At 42.8% G+C, this 14267-nt stretch carries 14 protein-coding genes; 11 read left to right on the top strand and 3 right to left on the bottom strand.

From position 1 onward, the window contains the following. Positions 1 to 9 precede the first annotated feature (9 nt). The 10 genes from BLO53_RS10830 (at position 10) to BLO53_RS10785 (ending at position 8294) form a co-directional block, all read left to right on the top strand. A complete protein-coding gene (locus BLO53_RS10830) occupies positions 10 to 606 on the top strand; it encodes a flavin reductase family protein (protein WP_092061357.1) in 597 nt (198 codons plus the stop codon). A 4-nt stretch (positions 607 to 610) separates the two neighbouring features. Further along, entirely contained in the window at positions 611 to 1147 is a 537-nt protein-coding gene (locus BLO53_RS10825) for a VanZ family protein (protein ID WP_092061355.1), read from the top strand. 113 nt (positions 1148 to 1260) lie between these two features. Then, on the top strand, positions 1261 to 1548 hold the full coding sequence (locus BLO53_RS10820; protein ID WP_092061353.1) for a hypothetical protein: 288 nt from the start codon (positions 1261 to 1263) through the stop codon (positions 1546 to 1548). Positions 1549 to 1781: 233 nt separating this feature from the next. Beyond that, positions 1782 to 2321 (top strand): translation initiation factor IF-3, encoded by a 540-nt coding sequence (infC, locus tag BLO53_RS10815; protein WP_081671313.1) that lies wholly within the window; start codon positions 1782 to 1784, stop codon positions 2319 to 2321. Positions 2322 to 2438: 117 nt separating this feature from the next. Beyond that, positions 2439 to 2639 carry a 50S ribosomal protein L35 gene (rpmI, locus tag BLO53_RS10810; protein ID WP_026489337.1) on the top strand — a complete coding sequence of 67 codons (201 nt, stop codon included), beginning with the start codon at positions 2439 to 2441 and terminating at the stop codon, positions 2637 to 2639. 76 nt (positions 2640 to 2715) lie between these two features. After that, the gene (gene rplT, locus BLO53_RS10805; RefSeq protein WP_013280184.1) at positions 2716 to 3072 is read left to right on the top strand and encodes a 50S ribosomal protein L20; all 357 of its coding nucleotides are present in this window, start codon (positions 2716 to 2718) and stop codon (positions 3070 to 3072) included. A 198-nt stretch (positions 3073 to 3270) separates the two neighbouring features. Next, positions 3271 to 4710 carry an aminoacyl-histidine dipeptidase gene (locus BLO53_RS10800; protein WP_242875363.1) on the top strand — a complete coding sequence of 480 codons (1440 nt, stop codon included), beginning with the start codon at positions 3271 to 3273 and terminating at the stop codon, positions 4708 to 4710. A 46-nt stretch (positions 4711 to 4756) separates the two neighbouring features. Then, the gene (locus BLO53_RS10795; protein ID WP_092061350.1) at positions 4757 to 5317 is read left to right on the top strand and encodes a TetR/AcrR family transcriptional regulator; all 561 of its coding nucleotides are present in this window, start codon (positions 4757 to 4759) and stop codon (positions 5315 to 5317) included. A gap of 34 nt (positions 5318 to 5351) precedes the next feature. Further along, positions 5352 to 7808, top strand: coding sequence for an alpha-galactosidase (locus tag BLO53_RS10790; protein ID WP_092061348.1), 2457 nt, complete (start codon positions 5352 to 5354; stop codon positions 7806 to 7808). Between the two features lie 186 nt (positions 7809 to 7994). Beyond that, positions 7995 to 8294, top strand: a complete 300-nt coding sequence (locus BLO53_RS10785; RefSeq protein WP_026489333.1) for a DUF1858 domain-containing protein — start codon at positions 7995 to 7997, stop codon at positions 8292 to 8294. A 74-nt stretch (positions 8295 to 8368) separates the two neighbouring features. On the opposite strand, the gene BLO53_RS10780 is transcribed toward BLO53_RS10785, so the two are convergent. Further along, on the bottom strand, positions 8369 to 8671 hold the full coding sequence (locus tag BLO53_RS10780; RefSeq protein ID WP_207648474.1) for a hypothetical protein: 303 nt from the start codon (positions 8669 to 8671) through the stop codon (positions 8369 to 8371). 274 nt (positions 8672 to 8945) lie between these two features. On the opposite strand from BLO53_RS10780, the gene BLO53_RS10775 reads away from it, so the two are divergent. Further along, on the top strand, positions 8946 to 9413 hold the full coding sequence (locus BLO53_RS10775; protein ID WP_092061346.1) for a DUF2752 domain-containing protein: 468 nt from the start codon (positions 8946 to 8948) through the stop codon (positions 9411 to 9413). A 672-nt stretch (positions 9414 to 10085) separates the two neighbouring features. Here BLO53_RS10775 and BLO53_RS10770 read toward each other — a convergent pair. Together BLO53_RS10770 and BLO53_RS10765 are read right to left on the bottom strand one after the other, a co-directional pair. Next, a complete protein-coding gene (locus BLO53_RS10770; RefSeq protein ID WP_092061344.1) occupies positions 10086 to 12878 on the bottom strand; it encodes a translation factor GTPase family protein in 2793 nt (930 codons plus the stop codon). An 8-nt stretch (positions 12879 to 12886) separates the two neighbouring features. Next, on the bottom strand, positions 12887 to 13804 hold the full coding sequence (locus BLO53_RS10765; protein WP_026489330.1) for an ArsR/SmtB family transcription factor: 918 nt from the start codon (positions 13802 to 13804) through the stop codon (positions 12887 to 12889). Positions 13805 to 14267 lie beyond the last annotated feature (463 nt).

Raw genomic sequence — 14267 nt, 5'->3', positions numbered from 1 at the left:
TTATCAGATATGGCAAAAGAGGTATGGCGCCCTGGCAATATGCTCTATCCGGTTCCACCAGTAATGGTGAGCTGCGGCAGAGAGGGCGAGACTCCAAACATAATAACTGTAGCATGGGCAGGCACTATTTGTAGTGATCCTGCCATGCTTTCTATATCTGTCCGCAAGGAGAGATTTTCTCACGATATCATCAGGGATACAGGTGAGTTTGTGGTGAACCTTACCAGCAAGAAACTTGCCTATGCAGCGGACTGGTGCGGAGTAAGGTCTGGCCGCGACTGTGACAAGTTTAAAGAGATGAAACTGACTCCACTTAAGTCTCAGAAAATCTCAGCTCCTGGGATCGAAGAGTCCCCTGTTAACATAGAGTGCAAGGTTAAGCGGGTTGTAGAGCTGGGAACCCACGACATGTTTATAGCTGAAGTGGTTTCTGTCTCTGTGGATGATAAGCTTCTTGACGACAAGGGAAGACTCAACCTTGGCAAGGCCAAACTTATAGCCTATTCCCACGGCGAATACTTTATGCTGGGCGAGAAGCTTGGAAAGTTCGGCTACAGTGTTGCCAAGAAGAATAAATCTAGAAACAAAACTGGAAAAAAGAAATAGAGATATGAAATATTTTTGGATGTATATAAAGCAAACATTGCGGTTTGTGTTAAAGCCACTGTCATTTGTGCCCGCAATCATAATGATGATCCTGATATTCTCATTTTCAGAGCAGGACGGAGCTACCAGCTCACAGCTCAGCTATCAGGTAGGCGTCAAGGCATTTACTGTAGCCAATGAAGTTTTTGACAAGGGCTGGAGCAGCGAGAGAATAAGTCAGCTGTCTGAAAAATCCCAGTTTTACATCAGGAAGACGGCTCACTTTACAGAGTACTTTTTGCTGGCAGTTTCAGTAGCTTTTCCTCTTTACGTATTTGGCGTAAGAGGACTTTGGCTTGTTTTCTTTGCAGGAGGTTTCTGCGTCGCCTTTGCAGGCCTTGATGAATTCCATCAATCTTTTACCGTAGGACGCAGCCCTCAGAAGAGAGATGTGGTGATTGACAGCTGTGGTGTCCTTTTAGGAGTAATACTCACCAGAATAGTAGGCTGGACAGGTAGGATGACCATTTTCAGGCCATTGTCAAACATTAGAAACAGATAGTTTTGTTTTTAAATATAAAGCAGTGGCTTCGTATGTAGAAGAGTTGTAAGAAATAAGAGACTCTTGCTGTCAGTAAGAATTTGTGGTAAAGAAGAATACATAGGGGGCGTGCTATGATGATAACAGATAAGCTGGATAAACTTCTTGATATGGCAAAAGAGAACCCAAAGCTTAAGGAGGCTCTTCTTAGAACCAGAGAATCAGACAATCCTATAGCAGATTTTTGCAAGATAGCTACTGACAAGGGGCTTCCTATGACCGTGATGGATATAGTTAATCAGGGGGAGGAGTTCTACGCTGAGATAAAGCGCAGCACTAACGGTGGCGGAGAGAATTCACCTGATCTTGATTATCAGAATGACGAATATTCTATTTTCATGATGAGACTTCAGGACTTATGAGCCTTGGTCCGCGCTATTTGCTTGATTATTTTACAGGAAAAAGAAATAAGTGTTGACATTATACTTGTAATTGTGTTATATTATGTCAGTATTTGAAAACAAAGCAGAGTATCCGCTCTCACCCTGCGGCTTAGCTAGCAGGCGTTAATATCTTTTAGATACAAATTTTTATTTGTGTTTGATTTGATTTCAGGTGGATACATTGCAATGTGTCCACTTTTTTTATGCACTGAGTGCATACGTATTATTGGAGGTATAAGGCCATTAGCGAATTATTTATTAACGATCAGATCAGAGCCAAAGAGGTAAGGGTTATCGGTATCGACGGAGAGCAGCTCGGAGTAATGTCTATCCAGGATGCTAGAAAGGTTGCAGATGATGAGGGTGTAGATCTTGTTATGATCGCTCCTACAGCTAAGCCACCTGTTTGCAGAGTTGTTGATTATGGCAAGTTCAAGTATGAGCAGCTTCGCAAGGAGAAGGAAGCCAAGAAGAAACAGAAGACTGTTGAGATCAAAGAGATCAGACTTTCACCTAACATTGATACTAACGATCTGAATACTAAGGTCAATGCTGCCAGAAAGTTCCTTGAGAAGGGAAACCGCGTTAAGGTTACACTTCGTTTCCGCGGTCGTGAGATGGCTCATATGGGTGCCAGCGTTCACATCCTTACAGACTTTGCTGAGGCACTTAACGATGTAGCTTCTATTGAGAAGCAGCCTAAGGTTGAGGGACGTAGTATGACAATGTTCCTTACAGAGAAGAAGAATTGATTTTCACCAATTTATTGGTTGGAAATAGATATGCTATTTATGGATTGCATTTAGTGTTTGGAGCAATCTGGTCTATATAGCAGAGAAAATTATTTAGATTCACAGGAGGATTCAGTTATGCAGTTAAAGATGAAGACAAAGAGAGCTGCTGCCAAGAGATTCAAGGTTACAGGCACAGGCAAGCTCATGAGAAACAAAGCGTATAAGCGCCACATCTTAACAAAGAAGTCCACAAAGAGAAAGAGAAATCTTAGACATGCTGGACTCGTTGACGCTACTAATGTAAAGGCTATGAAGAGCATTCTTCCTTACGCTTAATCGTAGGTAGTCAGTTAGTTCGCGTTTTAGTTTTAGAAGTACCAGTATTATTTGATTATTTTAGGAGGATATTAAGATGGCAAGAGTTAAAGGCGCATTAAATGCCAAGAAGAAGCACAATAGAGTATTAAAGCTTGCAAAGGGCTACAGAGGAGCAAGATCAAAGCAGTACAGAGTAGCTAAGCAGTCAGTTATGAGAGCACTTACATCAGCATTCGCTGGACGTAAGCAGAAGAAGAGAGATATGAGATCTCTTTGGATCACACGTATCAACGCTGCAGCTAGAATCAATGGCCTTTCATACAGCAACATGATGCATGGTCTTAAGCTTGCTGGCGTAGACATCAACAGAAAGATGCTCGCTGAGCTTGCAGTTAACGATCCAGACGGATTCAAGACACTTGCAGAGCTTGCAAAAGAGAAGATCGCTTAATAGATTTTCACAAGAATATAAAAAGTTTCCAGAATGATATTTATTCTGGAAACTTTTATTGTATTAATAGTTTTTATAGGATAAAATGTAGGGGTATCGAGTATTTGATACCCCTTTTGACATTATTTATTATCGAGATCAACTAGTATTAATATTTTTAGTTTTGATAGAATGTAGAACATATTTGGAGGCGAGATCATGGCACTTGAGAATTTACAACCTAGGGAAGTATTTACAAGATTTGAGGAGCTTTGCAATATACCACATGGCTCTGGCAATCTTCAGCAGATTAGCGACCACATTGTTTCTTTTGCAAGAGAGAGAGGATTAGAGGTTACTCAGGACAGCGAGCTCAACGTCATCATCAAGGCACCTGGAACAGCAGGCTACGAGGATAAAGAGCCAGTTATCCTTCAGGGACACATGGATATGGTAGCTGTCAAGAATGACGACTGCGATATAGATATGAAGACCGAGGGCCTTAGAGTTACAACAGATGGCGAATATGTATGGGCAGAGGGCACCAGCCTTGGCGGAGATGACGGTATCGCAGTAGCATATTGCCTGGCACTTCTTGATTCCAAGGATATTCCTCATCCACCACTTGAGGTTGTCATCACTACCAATGAAGAGACAGGAATGTATGGCGCAGCTGCTATCGACCTATCAGGCCTCAAAGGTAAGAAGATGATCAACATTGATAACGAAGAGGAAGGTGTATTCATCACAAGCTGTGCTGGTGGAGCAAGAGTTTACTCCAAGGTTACAATGGCAAAAGAGTCAGTGGCTGGTGCTTTATGCAAGGTCAGCATTTCAGGGCTTCTTGGCGGCCATTCAGGTGAGATGATAAAGTACGGCAGAGGAAATGCCAATATTATCGCTGGAAGGCTTCTTAAGAACCTTTCCAAGGCTATAATAGTTAATCTTGTTAGCATTGGAGGGGGAGTAGCAGATAACGCAATTCCAGGAACAGCAAGCCTTGAGTTTGTTGTAGCTAATGACAAAGTGGATGAAGCCGGAAATATAGTAAATAATACTCTTGCAGAGCTTAAGGGCGAGCTTGAGGGCAAGGATGATAACATCAATATTTCTTTTGACAAGATTTCAGAAAACGAGGCTGTAGATGCATTTTCAGCTGCATCAACAGAATCTCTTGCCAAGATGATCAGTATCATGCCAGATGGAGTGCAGGCTATGAGCGCTATGGTAGAGGGACTTGTAGAGACATCCCTTAACCTTGGCATCATCAAGACAGAGGGAAATCTCGTAACACTTGAACAGTCTGTTCGTAGCAGCGTTGAGAGTTCCAAGAATGTACTTATAGGTAAACTCCTTACAATTGGAGAACTCTTTGGAGCTGAAGTTACCGTTAGCGGCCAGTATCCAGGCTGGAAGTACAGACAGCATTCAGAACTTCGTGACCACATGGTTTCTGTATATGAGAAGATGTATGGCAAGAAGCCACTTCTTCAGGCAATTCACGCAGGACTTGAGTGCGGAATCTTAAGTGAGAAGATAGACGATCTTGATTGCATCTCAATTGGACCTGATATGCAGGATATTCATTCAGCATCTGAGAAGCTATCAGTTAAGTCTGCTTCTAATGTTTGGGAATATTTGAAGGCTGTACTTGCGTAAGATTTATGAAGTATACAGATATAGCAATAGCTACAGGAGGGCTTACATGGAAGAGACAAGACAAATCATAATGGACGCGGTTATTGACCAGTTCAACCAGAAGGGAATGAAGTTTACGATGGATGACATATCCAAGGAGCTTCATATCAGCAAGAAAACCATTTACAGAGAATTTGATGACAAGGATGAACTTTTCTTTGCAACTGTTGATTATGGATTCTCTGCTATCAAAAAGAAAGAGGCTGAGATTCTGGCAGATGAGTCTTTGGGACTTATAGAAAAAATTTCCAAGCTCATTGTCTGCCTTCCTGATAACTACAAGAACATTGACTTTAGAAGAGTTTATCAGTTAAAAGAAAAATATCCTAAAGTATACATGAAGATAGCTGAGAAGGTTGAAAGTGACTGGGGAGAAACTGTAAAACTAATTAATCAGGCCATGGATCAGGGACTTATAAAAAGAGTTCCTGTAGAGCTTATAAAGCTTATGGTAGAGGGAGCTATTGAGAAATTCCTAAGTTCAGAAGAATTGGCAAACTCTCAGTATAGCTACGAAGAGTCACTTAATATGATGATAAATGTACTTATCAATGGGATTAAGGCGTGATACAAGAGTTTAAAGTTATTGGAGGATTTTGTAAATGATCTATGCAGATGGAAATCTCTTTTTGCTGCAGACAAGGCATACATCATATCTTTTTAGAAAAACAGGTTCAGGACATCTTGAACATATTCATTTTGGAAAATCTATAATTTCAGAAAAGGCTTATGAAAGAGCTCTTGAAAGTGGCAACCTTGAGGAGGCGTTTAAGCTTGGCAAGGATGGGCTTCTTAGCATCACAAACGCTATAGGGCCAAGCCATAAATTTGGCGGCGGTAATATGAATAATTACTCTGCCGAGCATCCTGAAGTTTTTCTTGAAGTGCTGGGCCTTGAGATGTCTTCTTTTGGAAAAGGAGATATCAGAGAACCGCTTATAGAGCTTACCTACGCAGATGGAAATACAACCTCTGATTTTTTATATGATAGCTTTAGGGTTATTGATGGTAGAGAGGCACTTGAGACACTTCCGTCATCCTATGATGATTCGGGGGCTTTAGCTGTTTCAGGCTCAGAAAGTAGCACTAGTACTGATAAGACTCAGGAGCTTATTGTAACTCTCAAGGATTCTGGATATGGTACAAGGCTTGAACTTATCTATACTGTCTTTGCTGACAGTGATGTCATAACAAGAAGTGCTACTCTTTATAATGATAGCGACGCAGATGTCAGGGTTGAGAGACTTCTTAGCACACAGATTGATTTTGATACTCCAGCCCTTAAACTTACTTCTTTCCATGGCAGATGGGCAGATGAAATGGGCATGCACACTTCAATTTGCACGGGCGGCAAGGTTGTGTGTGAGGAGCTTGCTGCCGGAGAGTCCGGTTCAAGATCTAATCCTTTTGTTATTGTTAGTGATGTTGATGCCGGCGAAGACCATGGCGAATGTATTGGTTTCAACCTTGTATATAGTGGCAACCACTACGAAGCTCTTTCTTCTAACAGCAAGAATATGAGCAGATTTGTGGCTGGAATTCAGCCAGTAGGTTTTAACTGGCTTCTTACTCCTGGCAGTAAATTTGAGGCTCCAGAGGCAGTTATGGCTTTCTCTGATGAAGGCTACCGCGGCATGAGCATCAGAATGCAGGACTTTGTGAGAAAGCACATTGTAAGAGGCTCCTGGAGAGATAAGGAGAGACCAATCCTTATAAATAGCTGGGAGGCAGCATATTTTAACTTTACGCAGAGTTCTCTTTTATCCTTGGCCAAAGAGGCTAAGAAATGCGGAATTGAGCTCTTTGTAATGGATGATGGCTGGTTTGGTCAGCGTGATGACGACAAGAGATCCCTTGGAGACTGGTACGAGAACAAGAAAAAGCTTCCTGGTGGTATCAAGGAACTTGCTGATAAGATAAATAAACTTGGTATGATGTTTGGTATCTGGGTTGAGCCTGAGATGGTCAATGCGGATAGTGACCTTTATAGAGCGCATCCTGACTGGGCTGTGACAGTGCCTGGTAAGCCACATTCTACTGGACGTAATCAGATGAATCTTGATCTTTCAAGGACTGAGGTTCAGGATTATGTAATAGATGCTATGAAGAAGGTCTTTTCCGCAGGAAACGTGTCCTATGTAAAGTGGGACATGAACAGGATCTTTTCAGACAGGTTCTCTAAGGGCCTTTCTGCAGACCGACAGGGAGAATTCCAGCATAGATACTATCTTGGACTTTATCGTATTATGAAGGAACTTACAGAGAGCTTCCCTGAAATACTCTTTGAGGGATGCTCAGCTGGTGGCAACAGGTTTGACCTTGGTATCTTGTCTTACTTCCCACAGATTTGGGGCAGCGATGATACAGATGCTTTCTGCAGACTTGATATTCAGAGAGGATACAGCTATGGCTATCCTGCAAGCACAGTAGGGGCACATGTTTCTGCAACTCCTAACCATCAGACACTTAACAGTCTTCCTCTTGAGACAAGGTTTGAAGTTGCCTGTCCAGGCTGCTTTGGCTACGAGCTGAATCTCTGCGAGATGTCAGATTCAGATAAAAAAGTTATATCTGACCAGGTAGAATTCTATAAGAAGTGGAGAAAGGTCTTCCAGTTTGGAGATTATTACAGACTTCCAGATTATGGCTATATGATCGTTAGTAAGGATAAGTCACAGGCAGTGGCTTTTGCTGTTGAAAAGGGCAGTAGGCCCAATAACGATTATAGGAAGATCAAGTGTGTTGGTCTGGATGCAGATGAGATCTACAATATTACAAACCGCGTGGTTCCACTTAGACTCAAGGACTTTGGAAGCCTTGTTAATGCAGTTGCTCCAGTTCATGTCAAGCAGGATGGAATTATCCACAATGTGATGGACAAGATGGTTCCTATGAATGGCGAAGAGCAGAAGGCATGCGCAACAGGTGCCTCACTTATTAGCCACGGTTTTGCCCTTAATCCTAGTTTTGCAGGAACTGGCTATGATCAGGATATCAGGATCATGAGGACTGGAGATTCAAGACTTTATACATTTGAGGGCAGTACTCTTAAGGCTTGAGGAAATGTATAAGTGGTTTATAGCAAATGTAGGCTTAATTAGCTGATCATTGTTACTTTATGCAAGATTTATTGTTATAGCCTCTTGATTTATCCAATACATGATAGTAGAATAGATTTTGCGCAATCTAATATTGAATTGCTTTAAAGAGTAGTTCATACTCATATAGTTGAATAGGGAAAGAGAATGGGAACATTAAAAGATTTATTCTTTGGAAGTGAAGAGGAAAGAGAGGATAGTAATATGAGCGAAGAAGTTAAGGACCAGGCTGCTTCAGGAGAGCTTGTTACTTCAGATATGCTTGTTGGCGATATTATTGTTAAGCATCCACTTGCAGCACAGTTCCTTATGGAGTGCGGAATGGGATGTATCCATTGCCCGGCATCTCAGATGGAGTCACTTGCTGAGGCATGTGCTGTTCACGGTATCGACAGCGAAGAGATCATTGATGCCCTGAACGAGTATCTTGCTGAGCACAACGCATAATAACAAAGCTGTTACCCCTAATATCTCAAAAAGGGGTAACAGCTTATTTTTGCCTTAATTTACAAATGCTAGAATTAGTATCCACCATACTGAGCAAGAAGCGCAGCACCAAATACAACATAGATAATGATTGTAATTACTACACCAATAAGTACCCAGATGAGCTGAGCTTTAGCCCAGTTGGATTTAGATTTGGGAGCGCTGCTTCCAAATGCCCATACAAAGAGCATGATGATGTTTACACATGGAATACACATGAGTAAAATTGTGAGTACCCAATCCCCTACAGATACTGGAGTCTCAACCTCGGGCTGACCTACAGGCTGTGTGTAAACAGGCTGCTGATTCTGGTTCTGGTTCATGTTGTTAGTGTCCATTAAATTCCCTCCTCAAAGAAATAATGTGTTAGTAAAAATACCACATAGACTATTATACGGAAACATGATATTTTTTGTAAACGTTTAAGTGGTGATTTTTCAAGGCTTTACAGCTTTATAATAGATGTGCGTTCGATTACTAAAATAAGCTAAATGTGAGTGAACTGTTACACTCTGGGATTTTACTATTGATATGACATACTCGGGAAATGTATATTTATAGAAATAAATATAAACATAAGGATAATACTATACAGAGAATATATGTGGATAAATGGGAAGAACTATGCGAAACACAATAAATAGAATATATGAAGATATAAAGAAAAACATAGTGCCACTTTCTCTTATCTTTGGTGTTTGGACAATAATGACCATAGTTTTCCACCGTTTTTGTCCAGTTGTCTTATTTTGTGGATTTCCATGCCCTGGCTGCGGAATGACGAGGGCTTTCTTTAGCTTTTTTACCCTCCATCCCATAAGGGCCTTTTTCTATAATCCTGTATATCCCCTCTGGCTCATTACACTGATCAGTGTGGCCTTTAGGCGTTATATCCAGGGAAAGAGCCTAGTTTCCCTTCGCCCACTCTTAATCTTAACGGCTCTTGCCACAATCGCAATCTACATTTGGAGAATGATCTACGTATTCCCAAACCATGAGCCCATGACCTTTTTCCACAAAAACCTCATGTCAACACTCTTTCCATCCTACGATAACTTCATAACCACTCGCATCCGCTAACAACACCCCTCGCCCTCCGGAGTAAGGAGAAAACGATATTCATGAAAGCTTTTTTCGTCTGTGTAAGGAGGAACTATTCATGAGGCTCTTGAAAGGACATAAGAATTCTGATTCGGTTCAACATGTCCGAGCACCAGAAGGCAGCTTTTTACTCACGCCAGTTCCCGTAGTGCTCGTCACTGACAAATGCAGATTTTCTTAGATGTTTCCGCAGTTTTTCTTTTAATGCGCATGCTGCAGCTAAAACTTGCAGGACGGGAAGTAATATTACAATAGAAAATGCCATCGCCCGTGATACGGGCCTATAAAAGAAATACGACATCAACTTCTTCAAGCGAGCTTGGAAGATTGATGTCGTATTTCTTTTAGGCGCAAGCACCACATGGCATTTTCTTAGATAAGATAATTAGCCGTCCTGCTTCAGACAACGCTTCGCATGCGCAGGAAAAACTGCCATGGAAACATTAGAAAATCGCATTTGCCATCTAAGACTCGCATAGGAAACTGGGCGCCTCGCAAGCGCTGCCCTGGTGCGAGTTTTGAACCGTAGAATTCTTATGCACCTTTCAAGAGCGTATGAATATCCGAACTGAAGCCGACGAAAAAAGCTTTCTGAATGAGTGAATATCTTTACTCCGGAGGGCGAGGGGTGAAAATACGGGCTCCAGAGCGTTAGAGGTGTTCCCTGATCATGGCGGAGGTGCGCTTTATTTCTTCCCAGAAATCGCGGGCGGAGAGGCGGATGGCTCCACCACTCATGACGATGACCTGCTCGATGGCATCGGATGTGGCTACGGTTACCCGGTACTTTTTGCCAATTTCGTGAGCGGCTTTTTCTATGTACTGATCCGCAGTTTCAGCTTCCTTGGTGTAGATTACGGTCAGCCCAGCATGATCCTCCATGTGCTCTGTACCGCCTCTTACTCTGTAGGCATCAAAAACAAGAATTACATTCTCTTTTCTGTAACCCTGAAAGTTTATAAGTATATCAACAAGAGAGTCTCTTGCAGCCTTCAGATCCTGGGCTGCAAGCGCCTTTAATTCATCTGAGGCATAGATAACATTGTAGCCGTCAACCAGAAGATATTCCTTCTGGCGCTCTGCAAGGCGCTGCTCCTTTTTGCTGTTTTGCTTCTTGGCAGAAAGAGAAACTTCTGGCGCACCCTCGTCAGGGTCAAGTAGTCCAGCTGCAATTGCTGCTTCTCGCGCCCTCTGAGCGTCCTGAGCTGCGTAGCGGCGTCTGTCTTCCTCGGTTTCAACATACCTTGGTTTTATTGTTCCGTAAGTTTTTTCAAATATATCCTTGAGCTCATTTTCCGTAAAGCGAAGATCACGTTCGATCTCCTCAAAACTACGCTCATCAGTAGTCTTTTTGGTGCTCTTTGCCTGCAATTTCCTAAGGGCTTCCATATCAATGTTATCCACAAGGTCAGTCCTTGCACCAACTCCGCCTTCCGCAGTCCAACCTGTATCAAGATGCATATGGGAGCGCACTTGGTCCCAGGGCACAATTGTTCCAGCTCCGTGGGAACAAAATACAGAAGATGCAGGATTGGCAGTATCAAGCTCGGGGTAGTAGTTCTTTTCTTCAAGAACCTCCTGAGTATTGTGGCAAGGCATATATCCACTAAGGCTTGTGGATATCACCCCCTCGCCCTTTGTAAAACTTTTAAGTTCCTGGGCATAATCATAAATGCAGGCTGCAGGAACTGTTCCAGTCACAATTGATTTGCCATTTTCAAGCTCCGGAAGTCCTACAGTGCCATTCATCTTCTGAATGTCGGACAACACTCTTCCAACATTTTCCTGTGGAACCTCAATCCTGAAGTCAAAGACAGGCTCAAGTAGCACGGACTGAGCCTCCATGAGCCCCTGTCTTACAGCTCTGTAGGTAGCCTGTCTGAAGTCGCCGCCTTCAGTATGCTTTTCATGGGCACGTCCAGTTAAAAGAGTAATCCTCATATCTGTAATCTCAGATCCAGTCAGTACTCCGACATGTTTCTTTTCCTGGAGATGAGTCAGGATAAGCCTTTGCCAATTGAGATTAAGCTCGTCAGTGCTGCATTTGTTGTCAAAAGAAATACCGCTTCCAGGTTCTGTTGGTTCTAACAGAAGATGAACCTCTGCGTAGTGCCTTAAAGGTTCAAAGTGGCCTACACCCTCTACGGGGCCTGCAATAGTTTCTTTATATACAATCTGGCCGGGGCCAAAGCCTACTTCGATTCCAAAGCGGGTAAGGATAAGGTGATGCAGGATTTCTTTTTGCACATCCCCCATGACCTGAACCATGATCTCGCCTGTAGTTTCGTGGATGGACAGAAGGAGCATGGGCTCTTCCTCCTCCAGAACCTTGATTTTCTTATAAAAGGAGATTGCGTCAACTTCTTCTGGAAGAATCAGCGAGCAGGAGAGGATTGGCTGAATGACCTCGGCCTGGGCCTGGCCTTCCAGGCTTCCAAGGCCTTCACCTGCTCTTGTGGTGGAAAGGCCGCTTATTGCAACAACCATGCCTGCTGTCGCTTCAGGAAGCGCTTCAAACTTATCTCCTGAGTAAAGCCTTATCTGGTCTATCTTTTCCCCTCGAATCACATCGCGGACTTTTATAGAACCGGAGAGAATCTTGATATGTGTCAGGCGGTTTCCTGTTGCATCGCGGTTTATCTTATAAACTCTGGCCGCAAAGGGTATAGAAGCAGAGCTTGCTGCAAGATTACTGTTAGCTTTTGGTGCACACTTGGCGCTTGATATGTCAGTATGGACCATGGCGTACTCATCAAGTATATCCAGTAGCTCTTTTACCCCATCAAGTTTGAGAACTGAGCCAAAAAGTACAGGAAAGCACTTGCGACTATTTATAAGGTTTTTGATATCAGCAGATGTTATCTCTTTGCCCTCAAGAAAGGCCGCAAGAAGATCATCGTCGCAGACAGCAAGCTCTTCCTGAAGGTCTAAAGACATGGATTTATTACTCCCAGATGCTAATCCGGAATCAGGCATAAAAGAAACACAGCAGTTTCCAAATTTTTCTTTTACCTCGTCCAAAACTGCCTTTCTGTCAGCGCCTGGCTGATCCATCTTATTTACAAAAAGTATTGTTGGAACCTTGTAGTGATCAAGAAGCTTCCAAAGAAGCCTTAACTGGCTGGTTATACCGTCAGCAGCGCTGATGATAAGTACCGCCATATCAAGGATCTGGAGTGTTCTCTCCATTTCAGGAGAAAAATCTGCGTGACCAGGAGTGTCCAAAAGGGTGAAGGTTGTGTCACCATGTTGGAACATCGCCTGCTTGGAGAATATAGTGATGCCGCGGGATCTCTCTAGCTCGTAGCTATCGAGGAATGCATCCTTGTGATCCACACGGCCAAGTTTTCTGATTGCTCCGGATGTGTACAGAAGTGCCTCCGAAAGGGTAGTCTTTCCGGCATCAACGTGGGCCAGAATTCCGATTGTGATATTTCTTTTCATGAATATGCTTACTCTATTGGGCTGTAGGCAATCTTGACATTGATGTCCTGATTGTAATTGCCAAATCCTTTTCCGAAAATAGTAAGGCCACCAACATGCTCGGCATTTTCTGGAACTTCCAGCTTTAATTTGATGCTGCTCTTGGAGGTGAGAGATAAGCTATCTATAGTCACATCCGAAATCTTCAGACCATCGATGAAGGTGCCCTTGTGGTTAATAACCAGCATCTTGAGCATACCATATTGGTTCCAGTTAGGAAACCACCAATCAGGAGTAAAGATTCCCTTAACATCCCCGAAATCTCCGGGAGAGATCCAGGTACCGAGCAGTATATCATTTAGGTAAAAATATATATCTGAGGGCCATACGTTATTGACACCAGGGGCTTCAGAGCTAAGCTCTGCACAAATGCTGATCTCATCAATCTTCTGGCCGGCAGGAACAAAGTTTGGGAGAGAATAATCCACAAATCCTCTGGTAAACCACAGAATATCGGCATCAAATCTCTCCTGGTGGGCAAAGTACCTTGTATCGTCAACTTCCCCAATCAGCTTGTCGGATGAAGCAAGACCGCAGGTTGGATAAACTTCAAAATCGCTAAAATGCCCAACCTTGATATCTGCAGTGTAGACATTGGATTCGCGAGGTGGCTCCTGTATATCAATAAGAATCTTGTCCAGATTGACTGAGCAGCGCTTCTGATTGCCATGTCCTGTTCCCTCTGCAGAAACTACCACAATTCCACTTTCCTCAAGCTTGCGGATATGCGCAGTCAGGGCACCATTAGTGATCTTCAGCCTTCCAGCCAGCTCATTCATATTCATTCCGCCTTCTTTAAGGAGAATGTTAATGATTTCAATTCGTATTTCTGATCCAAGAGCCTTAAAAAGCTCAAGACCTTCGTCAAGATTCTTGATGTGCAGCATGTCTATACCTCGATGTGATTTTGCCAGATTTGCCTTGCTATGACAGGCAAATAGTGGTTGTTTATGAGAATATAAAATATTTCACACTTTATTATATATGCCCCAATAGCTAAGTGCAATTAAATAAAACTTTCCCAAATCGTCGGACTATAGGTTAAGCCCCTAAATCCGCGGTTTGTTACTTCAATTGTCAGAAAATGAGTGCACCAAAGGCAAAAATCCTTGGTAAACCGCATCATTTTCCCTGATTTTTACTGCACTTTGACATCAGATTTTTGTAAAATGGGACAAAGAAAACTTGATTATATAGTCCGACTATGGTATAATAGGACTATATAAAAAGGAGGCTTTCTTATGCCAGTTCCAGCAGATATCCGTGCAGTTCCCAGACCAGTGAATACTATTGTAGATGACAGTGGACGTGACGGCCCTAAAAGGTACGCCGTTAGAGAAAGAGCATCCA

Origin of the sequence: Butyrivibrio sp. INlla14, from assembly GCF_900102515.1 — a bacterium.
In the GTDB taxonomy this organism is placed as follows: Bacteria; Bacillota; Clostridia; order Lachnospirales; family Lachnospiraceae; genus Butyrivibrio.
Note: the sequence above shows the minus strand (reverse complement) of the source record. Positions and strands in the feature narration are given on the sequence as shown.

Excerpts from the sequence above, each read along its gene's own strand:
- BLO53_RS10830 (WP_092061357.1), top strand. The coding sequence starts at position 10 with ATGGCAAAAGAGGTATGGCGCCCTGGCAATATGCTCTATCCGGTTCCA.
- BLO53_RS10825 (WP_092061355.1), top strand. The coding sequence starts at position 611 with ATGAAATATTTTTGGATGTATATAAAGCAAACATTGCGGTTTGTGTTA.
- BLO53_RS10820 (WP_092061353.1), top strand. The coding sequence starts at position 1,261 with ATGATGATAACAGATAAGCTGGATAAACTTCTTGATATGGCAAAAGAG.
- rpmI (WP_026489337.1), top strand. The coding sequence starts at position 2,439 with ATGCAGTTAAAGATGAAGACAAAGAGAGCTGCTGCCAAGAGATTCAAG.
- rplT (WP_013280184.1), top strand. The coding sequence starts at position 2,716 with ATGGCAAGAGTTAAAGGCGCATTAAATGCCAAGAAGAAGCACAATAGA.
- BLO53_RS10800 (WP_242875363.1), top strand. The coding sequence starts at position 3,271 with ATGGCACTTGAGAATTTACAACCTAGGGAAGTATTTACAAGATTTGAG.
- BLO53_RS10795 (WP_092061350.1), top strand. The coding sequence starts at position 4,757 with ATGGAAGAGACAAGACAAATCATAATGGACGCGGTTATTGACCAGTTC.
- BLO53_RS10790 (WP_092061348.1), top strand. The coding sequence starts at position 5,352 with ATGATCTATGCAGATGGAAATCTCTTTTTGCTGCAGACAAGGCATACA.
- BLO53_RS10785 (WP_026489333.1), top strand. The coding sequence starts at position 7,995 with ATGGGAACATTAAAAGATTTATTCTTTGGAAGTGAAGAGGAAAGAGAG.
- BLO53_RS10780 (WP_207648474.1), bottom strand. The coding sequence starts at position 8,671 with ATGGACACTAACAACATGAACCAGAACCAGAATCAGCAGCCTGTTTAC.
- BLO53_RS10775 (WP_092061346.1), top strand. The coding sequence starts at position 8,946 with ATGGGAAGAACTATGCGAAACACAATAAATAGAATATATGAAGATATA.
- BLO53_RS10770 (WP_092061344.1), bottom strand. The coding sequence starts at position 12,878 with ATGAAAAGAAATATCACAATCGGAATTCTGGCCCACGTTGATGCCGGA.
- BLO53_RS10765 (WP_026489330.1), bottom strand. The coding sequence starts at position 13,804 with ATGCTGCACATCAAGAATCTTGACGAAGGTCTTGAGCTTTTTAAGGCT.